Annotated in this window: 19 protein-coding genes; 3 read left to right on the plus strand and 16 right to left on the minus strand. The window is 74.0% G+C overall.

The window, feature by feature from the left end; all coding sequences use genetic code 11:
- Positions 1–5 precede the first annotated feature (5 nt).
- The 11 genes from DYI95_RS06305 to DYI95_RS06355 form a co-directional block, all read right to left on the minus strand.
- Entirely contained in the window at positions 6–1310 is a 1305-nt protein-coding gene (locus DYI95_RS06305; RefSeq protein WP_116900620.1) for an NADP-dependent malic enzyme, read from the minus strand.
- Positions 1311–1413: 103 nt separating this feature from the next.
- Positions 1414–2343, minus strand: coding sequence for a malate dehydrogenase (mdh, locus tag DYI95_RS06310; protein WP_116900619.1), 930 nt, complete (start codon positions 2341–2343; stop codon positions 1414–1416).
- A gap of 115 nt (positions 2344–2458) precedes the next feature.
- Entirely contained in the window at positions 2459–2659 is a 201-nt protein-coding gene (locus DYI95_RS06315; RefSeq protein WP_006903879.1) for a CcmD family protein, read from the minus strand.
- Between the two features lies 1 nt (position 2660).
- On the minus strand, positions 2661–3335 hold the full coding sequence (locus tag DYI95_RS06320) for a cytochrome c biogenesis protein (RefSeq protein ID WP_116900618.1): 675 nt from the start codon (positions 3333–3335) through the stop codon (positions 2661–2663).
- A 10-nt stretch (positions 3336–3345) separates the two neighbouring features.
- The gene (gene ccmA, locus DYI95_RS06325; protein WP_158556047.1) at positions 3346–5025 is read right to left on the minus strand and encodes a heme ABC exporter ATP-binding protein CcmA; all 1680 of its coding nucleotides are present in this window, start codon (positions 5023–5025) and stop codon (positions 3346–3348) included.
- The gene (locus DYI95_RS13075) at positions 5022–6209 is read right to left on the minus strand and encodes a hypothetical protein (RefSeq protein WP_116900616.1); all 1188 of its coding nucleotides are present in this window, start codon (positions 6207–6209) and stop codon (positions 5022–5024) included. Before DYI95_RS13075 ends, ccmA begins: the two co-directional genes overlap by 4 nt.
- 173 nt (positions 6210–6382) lie before the next feature.
- Complete coding sequence (locus DYI95_RS06335) at positions 6383–6787, minus strand: cytochrome c maturation protein CcmE (RefSeq protein ID WP_116900615.1); 405 nt, start codon at positions 6785–6787, stop codon at positions 6383–6385.
- A 169-nt stretch (positions 6788–6956) separates the two neighbouring features.
- The gene (locus DYI95_RS06340; RefSeq protein ID WP_243149652.1) at positions 6957–8573 is read right to left on the minus strand and encodes a PKD domain-containing protein; all 1617 of its coding nucleotides are present in this window, start codon (positions 8571–8573) and stop codon (positions 6957–6959) included.
- Between the two features lie 461 nt (positions 8574–9034).
- The gene (locus tag DYI95_RS06345) at positions 9035–9595 is read right to left on the minus strand and encodes a stage V sporulation T C-terminal domain-containing protein (protein ID WP_116900614.1); all 561 of its coding nucleotides are present in this window, start codon (positions 9593–9595) and stop codon (positions 9035–9037) included.
- Positions 9596–10071: 476 nt separating this feature from the next.
- On the minus strand, positions 10072–10557 hold the full coding sequence (locus DYI95_RS13255; protein WP_203530584.1) for an IreB family regulatory phosphoprotein: 486 nt from the start codon (positions 10555–10557) through the stop codon (positions 10072–10074).
- Positions 10558–10598: 41 nt separating this feature from the next.
- The gene (locus DYI95_RS06355) at positions 10599–11189 is read right to left on the minus strand and encodes a hypothetical protein (RefSeq protein ID WP_006903870.1); all 591 of its coding nucleotides are present in this window, start codon (positions 11187–11189) and stop codon (positions 10599–10601) included.
- Positions 11190–11334: 145 nt separating this feature from the next.
- On the opposite strand from DYI95_RS06355, the gene DYI95_RS06360 reads away from it, so the two are divergent.
- Both DYI95_RS06360 and thiI read left to right on the plus strand, forming a co-directional pair.
- Positions 11335–12534: a cysteine desulfurase family protein gene (locus tag DYI95_RS06360; RefSeq protein ID WP_116900613.1), complete on the plus strand. Its 1200-nt coding sequence runs from the start codon at positions 11335–11337 to the stop codon at positions 12532–12534.
- Between the two features lie 39 nt (positions 12535–12573).
- Positions 12574–13788, plus strand: coding sequence for a tRNA uracil 4-sulfurtransferase ThiI (gene thiI / locus DYI95_RS06365; RefSeq protein ID WP_116900612.1), 1215 nt, complete (start codon positions 12574–12576; stop codon positions 13786–13788).
- A gap of 84 nt (positions 13789–13872) precedes the next feature.
- Here thiI and DYI95_RS06370 read toward each other — a convergent pair whose 3' ends face one another.
- The 4 genes from DYI95_RS06370 to DYI95_RS06385 all read right to left on the minus strand — a co-directional run bounded on the left by DYI95_RS06370 (position 13873) and on the right by DYI95_RS06385 (position 17963).
- Positions 13873–14409, minus strand: a complete 537-nt coding sequence (locus DYI95_RS06370) for a hypothetical protein (RefSeq protein WP_243149653.1) — start codon at positions 14407–14409, stop codon at positions 13873–13875.
- A gap of 364 nt (positions 14410–14773) precedes the next feature.
- The gene (gene queG / locus DYI95_RS06375; RefSeq protein ID WP_116900610.1) at positions 14774–16015 is read right to left on the minus strand and encodes a tRNA epoxyqueuosine(34) reductase QueG; all 1242 of its coding nucleotides are present in this window, start codon (positions 16013–16015) and stop codon (positions 14774–14776) included.
- A gap of 133 nt (positions 16016–16148) precedes the next feature.
- Positions 16149–16502 carry an alpha/beta-type small acid-soluble spore protein gene (locus DYI95_RS06380; protein ID WP_116900609.1) on the minus strand — a complete coding sequence of 118 codons (354 nt, stop codon included), beginning with the start codon at positions 16500–16502 and terminating at the stop codon, positions 16149–16151.
- Between the two features lie 156 nt (positions 16503–16658).
- Positions 16659–17963 (minus strand): D-alanyl-D-alanine carboxypeptidase family protein, encoded by a 1305-nt coding sequence (locus DYI95_RS06385; RefSeq protein WP_243149654.1) that lies wholly within the window; start codon positions 17961–17963, stop codon positions 16659–16661.
- 753 nt (positions 17964–18716) lie between these two features.
- Between DYI95_RS06385 and DYI95_RS06390 the strand changes: the two genes are divergently transcribed.
- Entirely contained in the window at positions 18717–19469 is a 753-nt protein-coding gene (locus tag DYI95_RS06390; protein WP_116900607.1) for a hypothetical protein, read from the plus strand.
- A 219-nt stretch (positions 19470–19688) separates the two neighbouring features.
- Here DYI95_RS06390 and DYI95_RS06395 read toward each other — a convergent pair whose 3' ends face one another.
- Positions 19689–20123, minus strand: coding sequence for a hypothetical protein (locus DYI95_RS06395; RefSeq protein WP_116900659.1), 435 nt, complete (start codon positions 20121–20123; stop codon positions 19689–19691).
- Positions 20124–20153 lie beyond the last annotated feature (30 nt).

The following is a 20153-nucleotide window of genomic DNA, read 5'->3' on the forward strand; positions in this document are numbered from 1 at the left end:
CGATCTCACCTCGCAGGGAGGTTGTTGGACGAACCGGCCGCCAGGCGCGCCCGGACGGCTTCCACCCGGGCGGCCGTCTCCCGGCCCACCTCGCCCGGATCCCGGGGGATCCGGGCCACCCCCGTGGCCACCGCGGCTTCCGCCACCGCGGCCGCCACCGCCGGTGCCACCCGCGGGTCCCCGGCTTCCGGGATGATGTAGCCCGCCGACAGGCGGTCCGGCTCCACCAGGGCGGCGATGGCCCGCGCCGCCGCCAGCTTCATCGCCTCGTTGATCTCCCGGGCCCGAACGTCCAGGGCACCCCGGAACACCCCGGGGAACGCCAGCACGTTGTTGATCTGGTTGGGGAAGTCCGAGCGGCCCGTGCAGACCACCTGGGCCCCCGCAGACGCCGCCTCGTCCGGGAAGATCTCCGGCGTGGGGTTTGCCATGGCCATGACGATCGCCCCCGGCGCCATGCTGCGCACCATCTCCGGAGTGACGGCCCCCGCCCGGGAGAGGCCGATGAACACGTCGGCCCCCGCCAGCACGCTGGCCAGGTCGCCCCGCAGGCCTGCGGGGTTGCTGCGCTCGGCCACCCGCTGCTTGTACGGGTTCATCCCGTAGGGCCGGCCGGGATAGATGGCCCCCCGGCTGTCACACAGCACCAGGTCCCGGGCACCCATGTCCAGCAAGAGCTGGCTGGTGGCGATCCCCGCCGCCCCGGCCCCGTTCACCACGATGCGGACCCGGTCGAGTTCCTTCCCCACCACCCGCAGGGCATTCAAGAGCGCGGCGGCGGTGACGATGGCCGTGCCGTGCTGGTCGTCGTGGAACACGGGAATGTCCAGCTCCGCCCGCAGCCGGGCCTCGACCTCGAAGCAGCGGGGGGCTGCGATGTCTTCCAGGTTGATCCCGCCGAAGCTGGGAGCCAGGGCCGCCACCAGTTCCACCAGGCGGCCCACTTCCCGCGCCTGGACGCAGAGGGGCACCGCGTCGACGGCGGCGTAGAGCTTGAACAGGATCGCCTTGCCCTCCATCACGGGCAAGGCGGCCGCGGGACCGATGTCCCCCAGCCCCAGTACGGCCGATCCGTCGGACACCACCGCCACCAGGTTGCCCCGTGCCGTCAGCTCGAAGGCCTCGTCGGGGTTAGCGGCGATGAGGCGGCAAGGCTCCGCCACCCCGGGCGTGTAGGCCAGGCTGAGATCCCGGCCATCCCGCAGGGGCACCTTGCTGGCGATCTCGATCTTCCCCCGGGCCTGGCGGTGCAGCGCCACCGCCTGGGCCCGCAGTCGCTCGTCATGATCGTGGGAAACCGGTCCGGCCAATGCCGTGCATCCCCTCTTGGCCGCGTGGGCCGTCCAGCCCGCCAAGCCGCCAGGCTGCCAGGCCGCTAGCCCGCCACGCTGCCAGGCCGCCCGGTCGGCGGGCCTAGAGTTCCAGCCTGGACAGGGTCTCCCGCACGTCGGCCGCCGAGCGGGCGAAGGCCTGGCGTTCTTCCTCGGTCAACTCGATCTCCAGGATCCTCTCGATGCCGCCGCCCCCCAGCACCACGGGCACGCCCATGAAGATACCCGACTCGCCGTATTCTCCCTCGAGATAGGCCGAAACCGGCAGGACGCGCTTGCGGTCGCGCAGGATGGCCTCCACCATCTCGGCCATGGCGGCGCCGGGGGCGAAGAAGGCCGAACCCGTCTTCAGCAGGCGCACGATCTCGGCACCGCCGTCCCGCGTCCGCTGCACCAGCTCGTCGATCTTCTCCTTGGGGAGCAACTGGGTCACGGGGATGCCGCCCACGTGGGTATAGCGCGGCAGGGGCACCATGGAGTCGCCGTGGCCGCCCAGCACCAGGGCGTGGACGTCTTCGAAGGAGACGTTGAGCTCCCGGGCGATGAAGGTGCGGAAGCGGGCGGAATCCAGGATGCCCGACTGGCCCATCACCCGGTGCTTGGGGAAGCCGCTGACCTTGTAGGCCACGCAGCACATGACGTCCAGCGGGTTCGTCAGCACGATCAGGTAGGCGTCGGGTGAGTACCTGGCCACCTGCGCGGTGATGTCGCGGACGATGCCGGTGTTGATGTTCACCAGGTCGTCCCGGCTCATGCCCGGCTTGCGAGCCGCACCGGCGGTGATCACCACCACGTCGGAGCCCGCCGTATCGGCATAGTCGTTGGACCCGGTGAGAATGGTGTCAAAGGCCTCCACGGGGGCCGCCTGCATCAAGTCGAGGGCCTTCCCCTGCGGCATGCCCTCGACCACGTCCACCAGGACGATGTCGGCCACCTGCTTGATGGCCAGCCAGTGGGCCAGAGCGGCGCCCGTGTTCCCGGCGCCGACGATGCTGACCTTGGGTCGCTTCAACCTAGCCTCCCCCTCTGCGACGGAACTGTGGGTGGAACCGGCCGGACCCGCCGCGGCTCAGCCGCCCCCGGCACGGGCCGCCGGCCGGGCAGCGGGCCGTTGCATCCGCCGGGCGCTAGGCGCCGGCACCGGTACCGGGTGCCCGCGGGGCCGGTCGTGAACCCGGGGCCTGCAGGCGGCCCAGTTCCCGCTCCAGCTCGCCCAGCCGGCGCACCAGGCGCCAGACGTAGGCGAAGAGCAGGCCGAACGCCACCGTGTAGGCCCAAAACAAATAAACCAGAAGTTGTTGATCCAGTTCCGGGGTGATGGGCGGCACCTTACCCCTCCTCCGTCCCGGCCCGGGCTTGCCGCACGCCATCGGCCAGGCGGGCAAGCCGCAGCCTCTGGTTGAGCAGCAGGAAGAACAGCAGGGTGAAGGCGGCCACGGCCGCCTGCAGGGCCAGGCGCATGGCCGGGTCCAGGTTCATGTCGCCGCCGCCCCGCAGGACGGGATGGATGGACGTCCACCACACCGACGACATGTAGACGATGGGCACGTTGAGGAACCCGGCGATGCCCAGGACCGCCGAATACCGGCCCCGGGCGGCCGAATCGTCCACCGCCGCCCGGATGAGCAGGTAACCGGCGTAGAGGAACCAGAGGATCAGCGTGGTGGTCAGCTTGGGATCCCAGGTCCACCAGACGCCCCAGACGGCGCGCGCCCAGAGGGAGCCCATGATCAGGGTGATGGTGGTGAAGAGGACCCCCAGCTCGGCGGCCGACTCTGCCAGCCGGTCCCAGCGCCGCTGCGAGCCCCGCAGGTACGCGATGGAGGCTGCGAAGACGATGGCGAAGGCCAGGAAACCGACCCAGGCCGCCGCCACGTGGAAATAGAAGATGCGCTGGACGTTGCCCATCACCCGTTCGGGCGGTGCGTAGCGAAAGGCCATGTAGAGGGCCCCGACCAGCGCGCCGTAGGTTGTCACCGTCCATGCTGCCGCCAGGCGTGACATGGCTCGCCTCCTAGCGGGCTACCACATAGTCGAACAGCAGGGCGCCGGCGACCAGGAACATGGTATCATACACCGCCAGCACCCGAAACCAAAGGGCCGCCTGTTCGGGGGCCCCGGACAGGGCGGCACCGGCGGCCTGCACCGACGCCAGCAGCACCGGCGCCGTCAGGGGGAAGAACAGCACGGGCAAGAGGGCCTCCCGCCCCCGCACCGCAGCCGTCAAGGCGCCCAGCAGGGTGCCCACCACCGCCAGCCCCGCCGTCCCCAACCCCAGGACCAGGAGGAAGCCGTCCCAGCGCGCCGGTCCCTGGAACCCCAGCCAGGACATGACCACCGGTGCCAGCACGAGCTCCAGGGCCAGCAGTTGAAGTCCCTGGGAGACCACCCGGGCCAGGTAGATGGCGCTGCGGTCGGCCGGGGCCAGCAACAGGCCGTCCAGGGTGCCCCGGTCCGCGTCCCGGGCAAACCCCCGGCCGAAGAGGAGGACGGCGGCGAAATAGAATGCCACCCACACCAAGCCCCCCATGAGGGGCGACAGGTCGTGGCGGCCGGGATCCAGGGCGAAGGCCAGGGCCAGCCCCACCAGCAGGACGAAGGTGGCCAGGTTGGCCAGGCCCTCCCGCCGACGCCATTCCTGGCGGAGATCAAGCTCCACCAGGGCCCTCAGGACGGCTCCCGCCGGCGGTTGGGGCGGCTCGGGCAGCCGCGCCGGAACCGCCAGGTCCGCCGCCGGAGCCGGGCCCGCCTGCGGCAGCGGGCGCGCGTCCGACGCCGGCGCCGGCGACCCCGCCGGCATGGACCGCCGGGAGCCGGCCTCGGGTCCGCCGCCGGAGCCGGAGCTGCCCGCCGCGGGTGCGCCCCGGCGGCCCGGCCAGCCGGCCGGCGGAACCAGGCCGTCACCGGCCCACCCCGGCTCCTGGGCTGCCCGGGCAAGCCAGGCCTCCAGGTCCGCCATTCCGACGCCCGCCGCCGGGAGGTCGTGGCCGGACCCGCCCGCCAGCAGGAGCAGCCGGCCGGCCAGGCGCAGCGCCCGGGCCGGCTCGTGCAGGACGACCACGGCCGTCCCGCCGGCCGCCGCGTGTTCCTCCACCAGGTTTTCCAGAAGCCGGGCAGCACCGGCGTCCAGGCCGGTAAAGGGCTCGTCCCACAGCCAGAGGAGCGGCCGGTGCATCATGGCCCGGGCCACTTCCAGCCGCTGGGCCAGCCCACGGGAGAGGTGCGCCGCCGGCCGGCCGGCGACGGCGACCAGGTTGAGCCGGTCCAGAAGCTCCCGGGCCCGCTCCTCGGCCTCCTGGCGGGGCATGCCGTAAAGGCGGCCGAAGAAGATCAGGTTCTCCCAGACCGACAGCTCGGGAAAGGCCAGGGGACGATGGCCCACGTAGCCCACCCACCGCCGCCAGGCGGGCTCCGCCGGCCGGGCGGGGGCACCGGCCACCCGCACCGTGCCCGCGCTGGGCCAGAGCAGGCCGGCCACCACCTGCAGCAGGGTGGTCTTGCCGGCACCGTTGGGTCCCATGACGGCGCCCACTTCGCCCGGGCCGAGCCTCCAGTGAAGGGACCGGAAGATGACCTGGTCGCCGTGGGCCCGTTCCAGGCCGGCCAGCTCCAGCACCGGGGCGCCGGGACCGGGCCGGGAGCCGGGCGCCGGGTCACCGGCCGGCAAGGCCGGCCGGGGCGCCACCTGCTTCACCGGGCCGTCGCCTCCCCTCGGGGGGCTTCCGCAGCGACCGCCTCGCCGGCTCCCGGAAGGCGGGGGCCACCGGCTGCCCACGCCCGCCGGGTGGCCGCAACCGCCGCCTCCACCAGGCGCCGGCGCTCCTCCCGGTAGAGGGCCTCCGGCACCTCACCGGCGGCATAGGCCCGGTCCAGGTCCACAATGGCCTCGATCAGGAGCCGGCGGCGCAGCCACCAGCGGCGCGGGCTCCGCCGCCAGCGGGCAGCGCCCACCAGCGCCAGGGCTGCCACCGCCCCGGCCGCCACCAGGGCGGCGGCCCCCACCCAGCCCCCGGTGCCAGCCCCGCCTGGGCCGGCGCTCCCTCTTGCCGCCGGGCCGCCCTGGCCCGGGATGCGCCCGCTCCCTGGCGCGCTCCCCTGGCTGCCCGTCCCCGGTGCCATCCCGCCACCCTCACCGGTCCCGGACCGGTCCGGGCCGCCCGCCGCTTCCGCGGCCATTCCCGCCGGCATGAGGAGGATGGTATAGGTGCCCGGCTCCAGGGGACCTGCTCGCCACACCGCCAGGTCGGTGCCCGGCATGCCCAGTTCCGTTCCGGACACGGTGCCGGCGGGCTGCAGCCCGCTGCCGCTGGCCTCCAGCGTTCCGGCCACCGTCATCACCAGGAGCTGCTCCACGGCCGCGGGCAGGTCCACCGCCAGCCGCCCCTGGCTGGCCCGGGTATCGGCGATGAACGCATACACGTAGTCGCGGCTTTCTCCCGGCGGGGGCGGCGACGCATCCTCCAGGGCCTCCCCCGTCCAGCGGAGGCCTTCGGGCAGCGGCCGGGAAGGCTGGGCCAGCCGCAGCGACGGCAAGGCCAGGGCCCCGGCGGTACCGGCGCCCGGCCCTGGCTGGCCGGGCCAGCGGGCCAGCACCAGCACGGCCATGCCCTGGCCGGAGGGATCGGGGTGGACCACCAGGGTGACCCGTTCCCAGGTCCCCGGCGTCCCCGCTGCCGCCCTTGCCTCTTCCCCCCGCGGGGTGCCGGCCTCGGGGCCAGCCGGCACCTGGCCGGCACGCGGTGCAGCCCCTTCCGCCGCCGCGGCGGGGCGAGCTCCTCCTCCGGCCAAGGCCAAGGCAAGCCCCAGCACGAAGACCGCCACCAGCACGGTGGCGGTCCAGGCCTGCGTCCGGCGATCCGCCAGCTTCTTCGCCGCCACCCCGGCGGAGGGGCGGTCTGGACGCCCCGGGCTGGGGTGCCGGCTGCCCCTGGCGACGGCTGTCTCCCTACCCGTTCCTCGCATTCTTCCGTTCCAGCCCCTACCGTTCACGCCCTCGCCTGGCCATCCGGCCGGGACCGGTCCCGCCATGGAGACGGTCCCGGGCCGCTTGATCACCGGGCCGCCTGGGTCCCCGCCGCCTCGTACTTGGACGGGCACTTCACCATCACCCGGTCGGCCACCAGGGTCGCGCCCTGCAGGCGCCCTTCCACCACCACGTCCACGCCGTCCTGAAGCAGATCGGGCTTCACGCCCTTGTAGACCACGGGCATGGCCCGCCCCGACTCCCCGGTCATGGCAAACCGGAGGGTCACCTGTTGCACGGCCCAGTCCACCGTTCCCGGTTCCACCTTGCCATGGACCCGGACGAACCGGTCGCCCAGACCGGCGGCCTGGTCCAGGGCCTGATCCACGGAGAGGTAGTAGGTCTTGGCGCTCTGAAAACCCATCAAGGAGAGGTAGGCGATACCCGCCACCACCACCAGCACGGCTGCGGCCACCTTCACGCGGATGGACAACGCCGTCACCGCCCTGTGCAGGTCTAGCCACGGTCACCCGATTATAGGCGCAGCCCGGGTGGCGGTACAACCGGGCGCCGGCCCGAGGCCGGCGCCTGCGCCCCGCCCCGGGCACGCCCGGCACCGGCCGGCCGGCCACCGGGCAGGGTGCCCCGTGTCGCGGCTCGTCCTACTCCTCCAGGTGGAGGGCATGCACCTCCACCTGCCGGCGGGTGCGGTAGACGTGGCTCAGGGCCAGAGCCTGGCCGTAGATGCGGTAGTAGACCCGCACCCGTACCGCACCGTCTACGGTATAGATCCCCGGGCGCCGCCAGCGCACCGAGAACACTGGGGCCGGGTCGTAATCCACCTGCACCCGCTCCGTGAAAGGCGGGTTCTGGATGTCCGCCTGCAGGCGAAACACGGCGGGCCGGCCGGTTACCCAGTCCTGGGGCCCCTCCAGGCGGAGGGTCACCCGGGGTGCCTGGGGTGCGGCGGCATTGAAGATTCGCCACAAGGCCATTTCCTGGGCCGCCGCCAGCACGGCGTCGTCCACCATCCCCGGCACCGCCGCTCCCACGGCCCGGGCCACCGCCTCCGCCGGGGGGATCACCACCCGCCACCGGTGACGGATCAGCGCCCGGCCCGTGACGTCGTAGGATGTGGCCTCCACCTGATACGTGCCCGCCCTGGGAAACCGGTGGGGCTGGCGGACGGTAGCATGGGAGGGCAGGGGATCAACCCAGGACGAACCGTCGCCGAAGGACCAGCGCCACAGGACATGGCCCCGCTCGAGGGGCTTCCAGTGGGTGGTCTGGAAGGTAGGCAGGGTGACCTCGAAGGCGGGAATGCCGGGCGGCAGGTCCAGCACCCCCTGGCCGGGGAGCGGCGGGATCCCCGGGGGCCGGTTCGGGCCCTGCCCCGTGCGCCCATCCACCTGCGGCGCCCGCCGGGGAGCCCGCTGTAGGGGCGCGGCCGGAGGCGACCACCGCGGCCGTTCCACCGCCTCCGGGTCCAGGCCGGGGCCGGCCAGCCAGGGATCGGCCGCACCGCCGGCTGCCCCGGGCTCCGCCCCGGTGCCTCCCGGCCCCACCCAGTCCGGCGCCGGCGGAAGGACGCGGCCCGCGGGGCTCCCCGGTCCCGCGACGCCTTCGTCTTGCCAGCTGACCCGCCACGCCAGGGCGGGGGGTGCTTCCCCTGCGTCGGGCTCGCCGTGCTCCGCCGCCGGACCGCCCGGACCGGGAGCGCCGGGACCGGTCCCGGCGCCGAAGCGCACCTGGGTGTAACCTGCGTCACCGGGAACCCGGAAGACCCAAGCGTCCCCTTCCCGCTGCCCCTCCAGGAACAGCCACCGGCCGGAGGTGTCCCGGCCCGCCGCCCAGGCCACCTCCAGGCTACCGCCGCCGGCGGCCCGCAGCTCCAGGCGCCAGTGGCCGCGCAGCAGGGGCAGGCCGGCCGCCGCCCCCGTCGCCGCCGGGCCCCCTCCCGGCGCGGCCTGCGGCACCGGTACCGCCAGCCCCGCGCCACCTGGAGGCGCACCGTCCCAGACCACCGGCGCGGCCTGGGCCACCCCCGCCACCACGAGGGCGGCGGCCGCCGCCCAGGCGAGCCGGAGGGTCGCACCGCGCCGCCCCCCCATCATGCCTCCCCCCTCACCGGTTCCGCCCCGGGTCCGCCGGGCCGGAGAGGCCACGCCCCGGACCGGCCGGCCGGTGGCATCGGGCCCGGCAGCGCGCCGGTCCCGCTGCTGGACGGGCCGCTCCCGCGCGCCGACCTTGCCCACGACGGGCAGTCCCCGCCGCGCCACCGCCACCCCTCCCCCTCCCCGGTGGATCCGGCCGGCGGGCAGCACCACCCGCGACAACCAGATTATGGCACAATCACCTATGGGGTGGCAATATCTGACATTCGGTAGGCGCGCCTGCGCAGCCGGGATAGGCCGTACGGGAGCGGGCCCTGGCGGCGGGAGCCGGTTGTCGCAGCGCGAGACGGGTGCGGGCGGGCCTTCATGTCCAACCGGTCGGGCCGCATCTTTTCCGGGGAGATCCGGGAAAGGGGCCGGCGCAGCGCCGGGCGCCTTTGGGTCAACGTGCCGGCCGCCTTTGGGTCAACGGAACGACGAAGCCCCCGCGTGGCAGGCCGCGGGGGCGAAGGATCCCAGGAGCGTTCCTTGGCCACCAGGTCCGGGCGGGCGGCGGGCCAACCTGTGTGGAGCGACTTGGGGCGCGAGGCACCCGCCCGGCAGGGCGGCCGGGCCGTGGCAGCGGCCTACTCCTCCAGGTGGCGGGCGATGAAGCCGGCGGCCGTCTCCGCCAGCTTGAGCTCCAGCGTCCCCGTGTCCCGCCCCTGTTCTCGGGAGGCGATGATCACCGCGCCCACGGGGTCGCCGCCGACCACGATGGGGGCGATCACCTCGCTGGCAAAGGGGCACGGCTTGTCCTCGTCGGCCCCAATGAGCGGCCCGGGGTGGCGGTGCCGGTCGGATGTGAAGTGCAGCACCTGGCGCTGTTCCATGGCCTGGTAGACCACGGAGCCGATGGGCTTGCCGGCGAACTCCCGCGGTGCGGCGCCGGCCACGGTCACCACCTGGTCCCGGTCCGTCACCATGGCGATGAGGCCCGAGGCGTCGGCCAGGGACTGGGCGATGCCACTGACCATCTCCTCCAGGTCGGCGATGGCCGAGTACTTCTTCAGGATGACCTCGCCGCCCTTATCAACAAAGATCTCCAGGGGATCACCGTCGCGGATGTTCATGCTCCGGCGGATCTCGATGGGGATCACGATCCGCCCCAGGTCGTCGATGCGCCGAACCACCCCAGTGGCCTTCATGGCGTCACCTCTTCTGCCGTGGTGTGGAAGAACCGGCCCGGCGCCCAGGCCGCGGTGGTTCCGTGGCAGCCCCATGGGCCGGGGCCAGCGGCCTGGGGCCCGCGCCACCTGGCGGCAGCCGCCACGGAGCCCGGCACCGGAACGCCGGCCCGGCGCCACCGGGGCCGGCAACGAGGCGTAACCGGCCCGCCAGTTTGCGGCCTTCGGGCCATGGGCACTGGTGGGGTTAGTATGCAGTTCCGCCCTGGCCGCTTATTCGACGGGCCAGCCAGAGATGGGAGAAGCTGTAAGCAGGACAAAAACAGGGGAGGCGGCTTGACCGCCTCCCCCGGCGGGGTCACAAGCGCCTCGGCACCCGATCCGGATAGGGAACTTGTGACCCGCGCAGCCATACCTTGTCCCGCCGGGCAGCGCCCCACACAGCCACATCCTGCCATGGCCGGCGGTGGCCGGGGGTGCTGGCTGCCCGGCGGCTTCTACCGGCCGGGCGGCCCGAACCCGCCGTCGAGATAGGCTCGCACCAGGGCTTCGACCACCCGCACGCGATCCAGCTTCTGAATCAGCACCCGCGCGCCGCGGTGGGCGGTGATGTACGCCGGCTCGCCGGTCACCAGGAAGTGGGCCAGCTGCCGCGCGGGGTCGTATCCCCGTTCCCGGAGGGCTGCCAGCACCTGGGCCAGCAGCTGCCGCTCCTCCTCTTCCAGGGCGGCCCCGCCGCCCGGGGAAAGGAGCGGCAAGCGCCGGGTTCCCTCGCTGCCCACCGCGGGGATCCAGGCCGCCCCGTGCGCAGGCACCGGCGGCACCGCCGGCTCGCGGGCCGCCGCCTGCTCGTCCCCGGCAGCGGCCGCCCCACCGCCGCGCGGGTCATGGCCCCCGCCGGGGCCGGCGGAACCCGCCGGCCCCGGCGTCCGGGCCGGGTGCTGGTTCACCGGTTCGTCCCCGGTGTCCCGCTTGTGTTCCATGACGGTACGCCTCCCGCCGGTGGCCGCGCCCGCGCCCGGCGCTAGAGCAGCATCTCGCCGGACTTGGGAAAGTAACCCGAGCCGATCAACGCCTCCATGATGCGGTGGACCTCCGCGAACATCGGCTCCACGTCGGGTTCCTCGCTGCAGTCCACCTGCCAGACGTACACGGCGTACGCTTCGTGCACCGCCACCCGGCCGTCGGGAAGCACCGAGATGACGAACTTCACCTCGGGGATGTTGTCGTGCTCGATGTGCTCGAACAGGATCTGCTTGATGGAGTTGGCCAGCGGCGGCACCTGCTCGGCCGACGGCACGTCGAACACGTAGCGGATCTCCACGTCGACGGTGAGGTCGGGCTGCCCCTCCTTGTGGGTGCAGTCGTCCTCTTCTGCATGATACAGGCCGCAACTGCCCCCGTAGACCGTCTCCGCCGTCAGCACCGAATCCCAGGTGAAGCTGATTTCCGCCCGGACCCGGTGGGGCGGCTCGTCCCCTTCCGGGACGCAGACGAACAGGCAGTGGCGGTCCATGGTCTGGGTTTCCACGTGGTGCTCGACGCGCCGGATCTCCAGGCCGGCAGCTTCCGCCGCGTCGAAGAGCACGTCGCACAGGTCTTCGTAACGCAACATCAGGCGGTGCCCCTTCCGGAGTGAACCACTCCCTAAGGCATGGAGCGCCGGGGCCTTTCGCCCCGGGCTCCGTCAGAGGAAAAGTATAATACTTTTGCCGGAAGGGGGGGCCGGTTTTGCCGCCCTTCCGCCGAGGAGGGTTGCTATGGCCACCCAGCCTGCACCGGGGGCGAGCCCCGGCGTCTACCTGGACAACGCCGCCACCACCCGGGCGCGCCCGGAGGTGGTCGAGGCCGTGGTCGACGTCCTGCAGAACCGCTTTGGCAACCCCGCCTCCCTGCACACGGCGGGGCTGGAGGCGGAGCGGCTGGTCAAGGAGACCCGGGCGGTGCTGGCCCGTGCCCTGGATGTTCCGGCCGACGACCTCTACTTCACCTCCGGCGGCACCGAGGCCAACAACTGGGCCCTGCGGGGGGTGCTGGCCGCCTACCCGCGCCTGGGGCGCCACCTGGTCACCACCGCCATCGAGCACTCGTCCATCCTGACCACGGCGCGCCGGCTGGAGCAGGAAGGCTACCGGCTCACCGTGGTGCCCGCCGACGGCCGGGGCCGGGTCGACCCCGAGCGGGTGGCCGCGGCCGTCGCGCCCGACACCGTGCTGGTCAGCGTCATGCTGGTCAACAACGAGATCGGGTCGATCCAGCCCATCGCCGACATCGTCCAGGCGGTGCGCCGGCGGCGGCCGGAGGTGCTGGTCCACGTGGACGCCGTGCAGGCCTTCGGCAAGATGCCGGTGCGCCCCCGGGCCTGGGGCGTCGACCTGCTGACACTGAGCGCCCACAAGATCCACGGGCCCAAGGGCACCGGCGCCCTGTACGTACGCCGCGGCGTGCGCATCCAGCCCCTGCTGACGGGCGGCGAGCAGGAGGGCGGCCTGCGGCCCGGTACCCACAACGTGCCGGGCATCGCCGGCTTCGGCGTGGCGGCCCGGCTGATCCTGGCCGAGCAGCCCGAGCTGGGCCGCCGGCTGCAGGCGCTCAAGCAACGGCTGGTGGAGCGGGTTCAGGCGGAGATCCCTGAGGTGTATGTCAACGGGCCCGACCCGGCGGAGGGTGCGCCCCACATCGTCAACCTCTCGGTGGTGGGGGCCCGGGGCGAGGTCCTGGTCCACGCCCTGGCCCAGCGGGGCGTGTACGTGTCCACGGGATCGGCCTGTACCTCGCGGCGCACGGCCCCCAGCCACGTTCTGCAGGCCCTGGGGCTTCCGCCGGCCCGGCTGGATTCGGCCCTGCGCGTGAGCCTGAGCCGGGAGACTACCGAGGACGATGTGGAGCGCTTCGTCGCGGCCCTGCGGGAGGCAGCCGCCGAGGTGCGGGCGGTGGCGTCGGTGCGCGCCCGCCACTAACCGGCCGATTCGTCCCGGCCGGTCCGGAGGAGGCACACCTTGGATTCCGTCCTGCTTGTCCGCTATGGCGAGATCGGTCTGAAGGGGAAGAACCGGCCCCAGTTCGAGCAGGCCCTGGTTCGCCAGATCCGGCGGGCCCTGGCCGCCTGGCCCGGGGTCGCCGTCTACCGCACGCCGGGCCGGGTCTGGGTGGAGCCGCCGCCCGGCACCGATCCGGAACCCCTGCTGGAGAGCCTGCAACGGGTCTTCGGCATCGTGGCCGTGGCGCCGGCCGAGCGGGTGGACCTCCACCTGGAGGCCATCGCCGCGGCGGCCGCCCGGGTTCTGGAGGCCGCCCTGGCCGCTGGAGCCGGGGCCGCCGGGGTTGGGACCGGCGGGACGCCGACCTTCAAGGTGGAAGCCCGGCGCTCCAACAAGCGGTTCCCCCTGACGTCCCTGGACCTGAACCGCGAGCTGGGCAGCCGGCTGCTGGCGGCCCGTCCGGAGCTGAAGGTTGACGTCCAGCGTCCCCAGATCACGGTGCACGTGGAGGTGCGCCACGACGGGGCTTATGTGTATGCGCGGTCCGTGCCGGGACCCGGCGGCCTGCCCGTCGGGGTGACGGGTCGGGCCTGCGCCCTGCTCTCGGGCGGGATCGACAGCCCGGTGGCCGTGTGGATGGCCATGAAGCGGGGCCTTGTCCCCATCTGCGTCCACTTCCACAGCCCGCCCTTCACCAGCGAGCGGGCCCGGGAAAAGGTGGTCGACCTCGCCCGGGTGCTGGCGCGCTGGGGTGGACCGCTGCCCCTCTGGGTGGTGCACTTCACCGAGGTCCAGCGGGCGATCCAGCTGGACTGCCCGCCGGAGCTCACCATCACCCTGATGCGGCGGATGATGTTCCGCCTGGCCGAGCGCATCGCGGCTCGGGAGCGGGCCCTGGCCCTGGTTACGGGCGAGAGCCTGGGGCAGGTGGCCAGCCAGACCCTGGAAAGCATCCGCACCATTTCGGCGGTGACGACCCTGCCCGTGCTGCGGCCGCTCATCGGCATGGACAAGGCGGAGATCGTCGAGCGGGCCCGGGCCATCGGCACCTACGACATCTCCGTGCTGCCGTATGAAGACTGCTGCACCCTCTTCGTTCCGGCCCACCCCGCCACCCGGCCCCGGCCCGAGCAGGCGGAGCAGGCCGAGGCGGTGCGGGATTGGGAGCCGCTGCTGGCAGAGGCTCTGGAGCGCAGCGAGCGCTTGGTGGTCGAACCGGCCCAGGGGCTGTAAAGGCGCTGCCCTCAAAGAGCGGCGGGCCAGGGTCCATCCAAGGGTCCCCGGCCCGCCCCTTCCTTCTCAGGCCTGTACCGGCCGTCAGCCCGCACCGTTGGCGCTGGCCTGTCCCCCCGGGGCGCTCCCCTGGCGGCCCGCCCCAGGATGGGCGCGGTGACGCCCCCGCCGGTTTCCCCGCCGCCGGCCGCGCCGCCGCCGGCGCCCCTCCCCCCGCTGGGGATGGGTCACGCCGTTGGCCCCGGCCGCCTCCATGCCCATGGCCGGGGTGCCGGCCGGCCGCCCGCCCGCCGGCTGGCCCGCCGCCAGGCTGCTGGCGGCGGGCCGCACCGTGCCGTTGGTCCCGTGGGGTGCACCGGTGGCCGCCACCTCCCCGGCGGCGGGCCGCGCCGGTCCCGGCCGGAAGCCGCCCGGCCCTTCCACCGTCAGGCGCAACCCCTCTTCCAGGACACCCCCCAGGCCCAGGCGGTTGCCGTGGCGGTCGGTCACCACCAGCTTCCCCGCCACCGTGTCCTGGTAGACGGTCTCAGAATAACGGAGCAGTGCATGGCGCACGCTGGCGCCCGGATAGACGTCCACCGGATGGTTGTTGACAAATACCCGCACGGCCGACTTCACCACCTTCCCGCGGGCCTCGCGGCCCGTGCCGTGCCCTGTCGAAATTAACCTGAACCGGTTCCCCGCCGGTATATCCACCGGCGGGCCCCTTTTTGCCAGCCCCGTGCCCGTGCTGCGGGCCCCGCATGGCCACCCCCGGGCTCGCGTCCCCGGGTCGCGCCGGCATCCGGCCCACCGCCGGCGGCGCCGCCGGCGCGGCGGCTGCGGGTCCGCTGGCCCGAGGAGCCGGTAACCTAATTGGTTCGTCAAGAAGGCCGCCGCGTCCTGCGCGTCTGGGCCCGCGCCCGGCGGGGGCGTGGCCCTCCTCGGGGCGGTCTTCGTGCCGGGCGACGGAGGGCCCTGAACCCGCTGCCCTGAACCTGCTCCCTCAATCCGGCCCCTTCACGGCCCGAGCCCCTTCCGCCAGGGCCCTGGCCGCTGCCTGGCGGACGGCCGCATCCCGGTCTTTCGCCCGGGCTCGCTCCAGGGCTTCCCGGGCGGCATGGCCGCCGATCCGGCCCAGGGCCCACGCAGCCAGGGCGCGCAGGTCGGGCCGCGGGTCCCCCAGGAGCACACGGGCCAGGGCCGGAACCGCAGGCCGGGCCGCGGGACCCCGGTTGCCCAGGGCGACGATGGCGTTGCGCTGCCAGGCCTTGCGGCCCCGCCATGCCCCCGTCAGGGGCCGGTATCTCGACTGAAACGCTGCGCGGCCCATGGCCAGAAGGTCCGGCAGAAGGGGAGCCGCCGGGTCCTCGGGGTCACCGGGCCGCGGTCGCAGGGCAGGATGGCCCGGTACGGCCCGGCGATTGAACGGGCACACCGCCTGGCATGCATCGCAACCGTACAGGCTCTGGCCGAGGGCAGCCCGTTCCTCCTCATCCAGCATGCCCGGCTTCTGGCTCAAGAAGGAGATGCAGCGCCGGGGATCCAGCTGCCGCGGCGCAATGAAGGCGCCCGTGGGGCAAGCCCGCAGGCAGAGGTCGCAGCCGGCGCAGGCATCGGCCAGGGGCTGATCGGGGGGAAATTCCACGTCGGTGACCAGCTCGCCCAGGAAGACCCAGGACCCGGTGCCGGGCACGATCAGGCACGCGTTCTTGCCAATCCAGCCGATCCCCGCCTGCTGGGCCCAGGCCCGGTCCACCAGCGGCCCGGTGTCCACCTGCACGGCCCACCGGCAGCCACCCGGCACCGTGGCTTCCAGCCAGCGGCCCAGCGCTTGGAGCCGCCGGGTCATGACGTGCTGGTACGAGCGGGTCCGGCCCGCCGCCGCCACATAGCCCCGCAAGGCGGCGCCCCGCAGGGCGGCCGGATCGCGGCTCTCACCGCGGTGGCCGGCGCCCTCCCGGGGGCTCCGCCCCTCCGGCGCCCGGCGCCGGGTGCGGGGCGGGTCGTAGGCCATGGCCACGGCCACCACCGAGCGGGCACCCGGCAACAGGCTGGAAGGGTCCGTTCGCCGGCCCGGGTCCGGATCTTCCCAGGGGGTGGCCATCCCCTGCGCCTGGCGCCGCCGCAGGAGCCACTCCAGGTCCACCTGGGGGGCGGCGGCCGCCACGCCGGCCGCCACGAAACCCAGCCGGCGCGCCTGGGCCAGGAGAGCCCGCTTGAGGCCGGCCGGATCGGGACAAGCCATGGGCATCCCTCCCCTCGGGGCCCGGTCCCGGCGCGCCAGGGAGAGCGCGCAAAAAGGCGGCCACCCGGTTGTCCGGGTCGCCGCCCGACCCCGTCTTTCCTTCATTGTACCGTCTACCGACCGGGGTGCCGACTCACCAGCTTGGACCGGTCGTGGGCGGGCTTCCCGTCCCTGCCAGCTGTTGCTCGGCCAGGGCGATCATCCGCCGGACCATCTGGCCGCCCAAGCGGCCGCCCAGGCGCCCGCCGATGGCGCCGCAATCCCGGGTCGTCATCTCACCCCAGCCCACCTGGCGGATCCGGTCGGCCAGGCCGAGTTCCTCGGCCACCTCCCACTTCTGCCGGTCCAGGGCCGCGTCGTAGGCATGGGGCGAGGCCGCGCCGGGCGGCACCAGGCCGATTTCCTGGGCGACTTCCATCTTCAAGCGGTCCAGCCCCGGCTGCGCGCCGGGAACCAGCAGGTCGCCGGCGCCGCGTCGTCTGGCCATGCAGGCACCACCTCGGGTTCGGTGTTCGGCCGCGAAAGACGGGCCATTTGTAGTGTGAGAAGGCCCGCCGGGCCGATACCCCCGATGCCTGGCGCCGGTGGGGCAGGCTGCCGTCCGGCACGCGGCCGGCCCGCCGGGCGCCTGCCCGCTGACGCTTCAGTCAGCTCCCGGATCCCGCGCGCGAAAGGCGTACCACAGCGGGTCGAACGCCGCCACCCGGCGCCGCCAGCGACGCCGCGCCAGCATGGCTCGCCGCCGGCGCAGGACCGCCCAGGCCGCGGCCAGCAAGGCCAAGCCCCAGGCGTAGGGCCAGGGCTGCCGCGCCCTGACCGCCCGGGCCGCCGCCTCCCAGGCCGTGAGAGGCTCGACCGCCGCGGCGCTGAGCAAGGGAATCCGGTCGACGACCTGGTCGCCCACGCGCACCACCAGGGTGCCGACCCGCGCGCCCTCGCCCACCGGCGCCTGCAAGGCCTGCTCCAGCTCCACCTGGCGCCGGACCGGCGGCGCCGGTTCGTCCCGAGGAACCAGCCACCGGGCGCCGTAGGCGGCGACGGCCGCCACGCTGTCCTGCCGGCCGCCCCGTACCGGCACCTGCCCCACCCGCTCGCCGGCCTGCACCAGCGGCAGGGGCTCAAAGCGGGCGAAACCCCAGTCCATCAGGGCCGCCATGTCCCGGTACATGCCCGTGGGATGGGCTCCCAGCAGGACCCCGACCAGCTCGATGCCGTCGCGCTGCGCCGACGCCACCAGGGCTCCACGGGCGGCGCTGGTGTAGCCGTTCTTCACACCCGTGGCGCCGTCGTGCCAGAGGAACCGGTTGTGGTTGTAAAGCACCCGCTCCGAGTTCTTTTCGGGCCAGGGCATCCGGTACTCCCTGGTTCCCACGACGCGCCGGAAGGTGGGATTGGCCAGGGCTACCCGGGCCAGGGTGGCCAGGTCCCGCGCCGAGGTGTAGTGGTCCCGGCTGGCGAGCCCGTGGGGATCGGCGAAGCGGGTGTGTTCCAGGCCCAGTTCCCGGGCGCGCTGGTTCATCCACTGGACGAAGGTCTCCACGGACCCGGCCAGGCCTTCGGCGATGGCCACCGCCGCGTCGTTGCCCGACTGGAGCATGAGCCCGTAGAGAAGCTCTTCCAGGGTCCGCTGCTCGCCTAGGGCCAGGTAGAGGCTGGACCCCTCGACGCCGAAGGCCCGCTGGCTGGTGGTGATGACCTGCTGCAGGTCCCCTCGCTCGATGGCCAGCAGGGCCGTCATGATCTTGGTCGTGCTGGCCATGGGCATGGTGGCGTCGGCGTTGCGCGCGTAGAGCACCTGCCCGGTGGCCGCGTCCACCAGGATGGCCGCCCGGGCGTCTTGGGATGGCGGCTGCTGGGGTGCGGACCCTTCCGCCCGGACCCGGGCCGCCGGGACCCAGGGGACCGCGCCCGCCAGGACCGCCAGCCCCAGGGCGACGGCAAGCAGCACGAACCCGCCGCGCCGCACCGCTTGTTGCCACGGCGCGCATCCCCCCGCCTGCCGGCGCCCTCCATGACCGCCCCTCCCCCACCGGCCTGCGGAGGGCCGCCGGTTGGTTGCAGCCGGCAACCTGCATGGCACCTCCTTGCTGCCGTACGCCGAAGACCGGTCTCCAGCCTTCGGGCGCCTGGTCCGGCGCCAGGCCACCAGCGGGCCTGGGCCGCAGCCCATCCGCTGCCCGGGCCGCGGCAAGTCCAGCGGCCCTGCCTTCCAGTCCGGCGGCGTCGCCGGCCTCTTGACGCGCCCGGCCGCCGCCCTGGCAGGGACGCCCGGGCCGCCGGCCCGCCGCCCGCCCGGACCCCACAGGGGCCCGGGCGACACGGTATATCCTTCAGGCTTTTGGCCAAGGACCGGGGGGGTTCCTCCCGCCGGCTCAAGACCCAGGGATGGTGAATCGTTCCGCCGCCCCTGGCTTCGCAGGACCGCGCCCGGGTGTGGACGGCCCCTGGGGCCGGAGGCGGCGGGGCCCTGGGCTCGACGGAGGGGTGCGCGCCCGTCCGGTACGGGTGTCAGCCACGCCGGGCGGCGGCTGACGGAATGGAAGCGGGCGTCGCACCACCGGCAGGAACGGGGTGGGGAGTCCGCATAGACTAAGGGATAACCAGGGCCACCCCGGTGGCGGCGCCCCGCGGGCCGGCCACCCCGCCAGGGCCGCCCGCTGGAGCCGCCGGCGGTGGCCGGGAACAGCGGGAGGTTGGCCTGATGGGCGCGCAGGGACAGCTGGCCATCTCCGTGGAGACCCACCCCTCGGAGTTCCAGCGGGTGCTGGAGCGGGAGCGGCTGGTCTATACCGTGTTCCGGTCGCGCCAGCGGTGGGTCTTTTTGACCGAATACGTGCCCCAGCCGGCGGCCCAGGCCGCGTCCCACTTCGTGCACCAGGTCCTCTTGCCGGAGATGCTGCTGGAGCACCTGGATTCCCGCTACGCGGCAGTCGACCCCGATGCCCGGCTGCAGGTCTGGAAGCAGAGCCTCCCCCTGCTGGCCCAGCCGCCCCTGGCCCGCGGAACGGCGGCTCTGCTGCTGCCCGAACTGGTCCAGCACGGTCGCCTGAGCATTCTGGGCTGGCTGCGCTTTCGCGGCGAGCGGTTCTTGCGCAGCCTGGTGGGCGAGCTGGCCCGGACAGGCTTGCAGCAGCTCTGGTTGGAGCGGGCCCTGGAGCAGTTCCTCGGCACCCTGCGCCCGGCGGAGCAGGGGCCCGAGGAGCTCTGGGTGGAAGGGCAGGGACGGGACCTGGTCATCCGGGAGCCCGGCGGGCCGCCCCTCTACCGCGAGTTTCTGGAGGGGCACCTGGACCCGCGGGTACCGCTGGAGCGGGAGGACCTGGCCGCCGGCCTGCTCAAGGCGCTAGGCCCCCGCCGCATCCGGCTCAGGGGGACCCGGCCCGAGCTGGCGGCCCGGCTGCGGGAGGCAGGCCTGGCCGTGGAACCCGGCGACGGTCCGGAGGAGGGCGCTTGAGGGCGCGGCCGGGCGGGAACCTCCGCTTGAGGCTCCCCATGCCCCTGGGGTTCGCCATGGCGCCGGGGCCCCAGGCGGCGCCGGGCCCGCAAGCGCACTCGAGCGCACCGGAGGGAAGCGGCCGGAAAGGACGCGGGACGAAGCAACCGGCGGCGGGATACCCGCCGCCGGACCATGTGTACCCCGGTGTCGGTACCCAGGCCGCTTGGGTGTCGCGACCTAGGCCGCTTGATCCCGCCGGTTCCAAATCCAGGCCGCTCCTGCCAGGTATACCAGCCACTCGACCGGCCAGGAACCGGCGTCCACCTGTTCCCAGGCCACCTGCGCCGCCGCGGCCGCGGCCACCACGGCCACCAGGCGCAGGAGCTGGTGCCACCGCCGCCAGGTCCAGCGGCTCCGCCAGGACACCGGCCCGCCCCGCCGCGCTTGCCGCCAGCCCAGCCGCCAGCGCCCGCTTCGCGGGCCCGGCCGCGCAGCCCGCGGCCGGGCCGCGGGCGCCACCCCCCAGCCGTAGCGGGGATCCTTCCCCCCCGGCAACACCCGGAACCGGCGCCGCTGTTCCCGCTCGCACTCCGGGCAGTAGCGGGCCCCCCGGCGGTCGGCCTCGAAGGTGCGCCGGCAACGATAGCACTGGGCGAGATGCCTGGGGCCCATGCCGCTCCCCCCTGCCGCGGCCGCCCGGCC

Source organism: Thermaerobacter sp. PB12/4term, assembly GCF_003403315.2.
Lineage (GTDB): Bacteria > Bacillota > Sulfobacillia > Thermaerobacterales > Thermaerobacteraceae > Thermaerobacter.

Bases quoted from the DNA above. Each gene is read 5' to 3' on its own strand.
- DYI95_RS06320 (WP_116900618.1), bottom strand. From the start codon at position 3,335: ATGTCACGCCTGGCGGCAGCATGGACGGTGACAACCTACGGCGCGCTG.
- queG (WP_116900610.1), bottom strand. From the start codon at position 16,015: ATGGCTTGTCCCGATCCGGCCGGCCTCAAGCGGGCTCTCCTGGCCCAG.
- DYI95_RS06345 (WP_116900614.1), bottom strand. From the start codon at position 9,595: ATGAAGGCCACTGGGGTGGTTCGGCGCATCGACGACCTGGGGCGGATC.
- DYI95_RS06395 (WP_116900659.1), bottom strand. From the start codon at position 20,123: ATGGGCCCCAGGCATCTCGCCCAGTGCTATCGTTGCCGGCGCACCTTC.
- DYI95_RS13255 (WP_203530584.1), bottom strand. From the start codon at position 10,557: ATGGAACACAAGCGGGACACCGGGGACGAACCGGTGAACCAGCACCCG.
- DYI95_RS06390 (WP_116900607.1), top strand. From the start codon at position 18,717: ATGGGCGCGCAGGGACAGCTGGCCATCTCCGTGGAGACCCACCCCTCG.
- DYI95_RS06355 (WP_006903870.1), bottom strand. From the start codon at position 11,189: ATGTTGCGTTACGAAGACCTGTGCGACGTGCTCTTCGACGCGGCGGAA.
- DYI95_RS06380 (WP_116900609.1), bottom strand. From the start codon at position 16,502: ATGGCCAGACGACGCGGCGCCGGCGACCTGCTGGTTCCCGGCGCGCAG.
- DYI95_RS06360 (WP_116900613.1), top strand. From the start codon at position 11,335: ATGGCCACCCAGCCTGCACCGGGGGCGAGCCCCGGCGTCTACCTGGAC.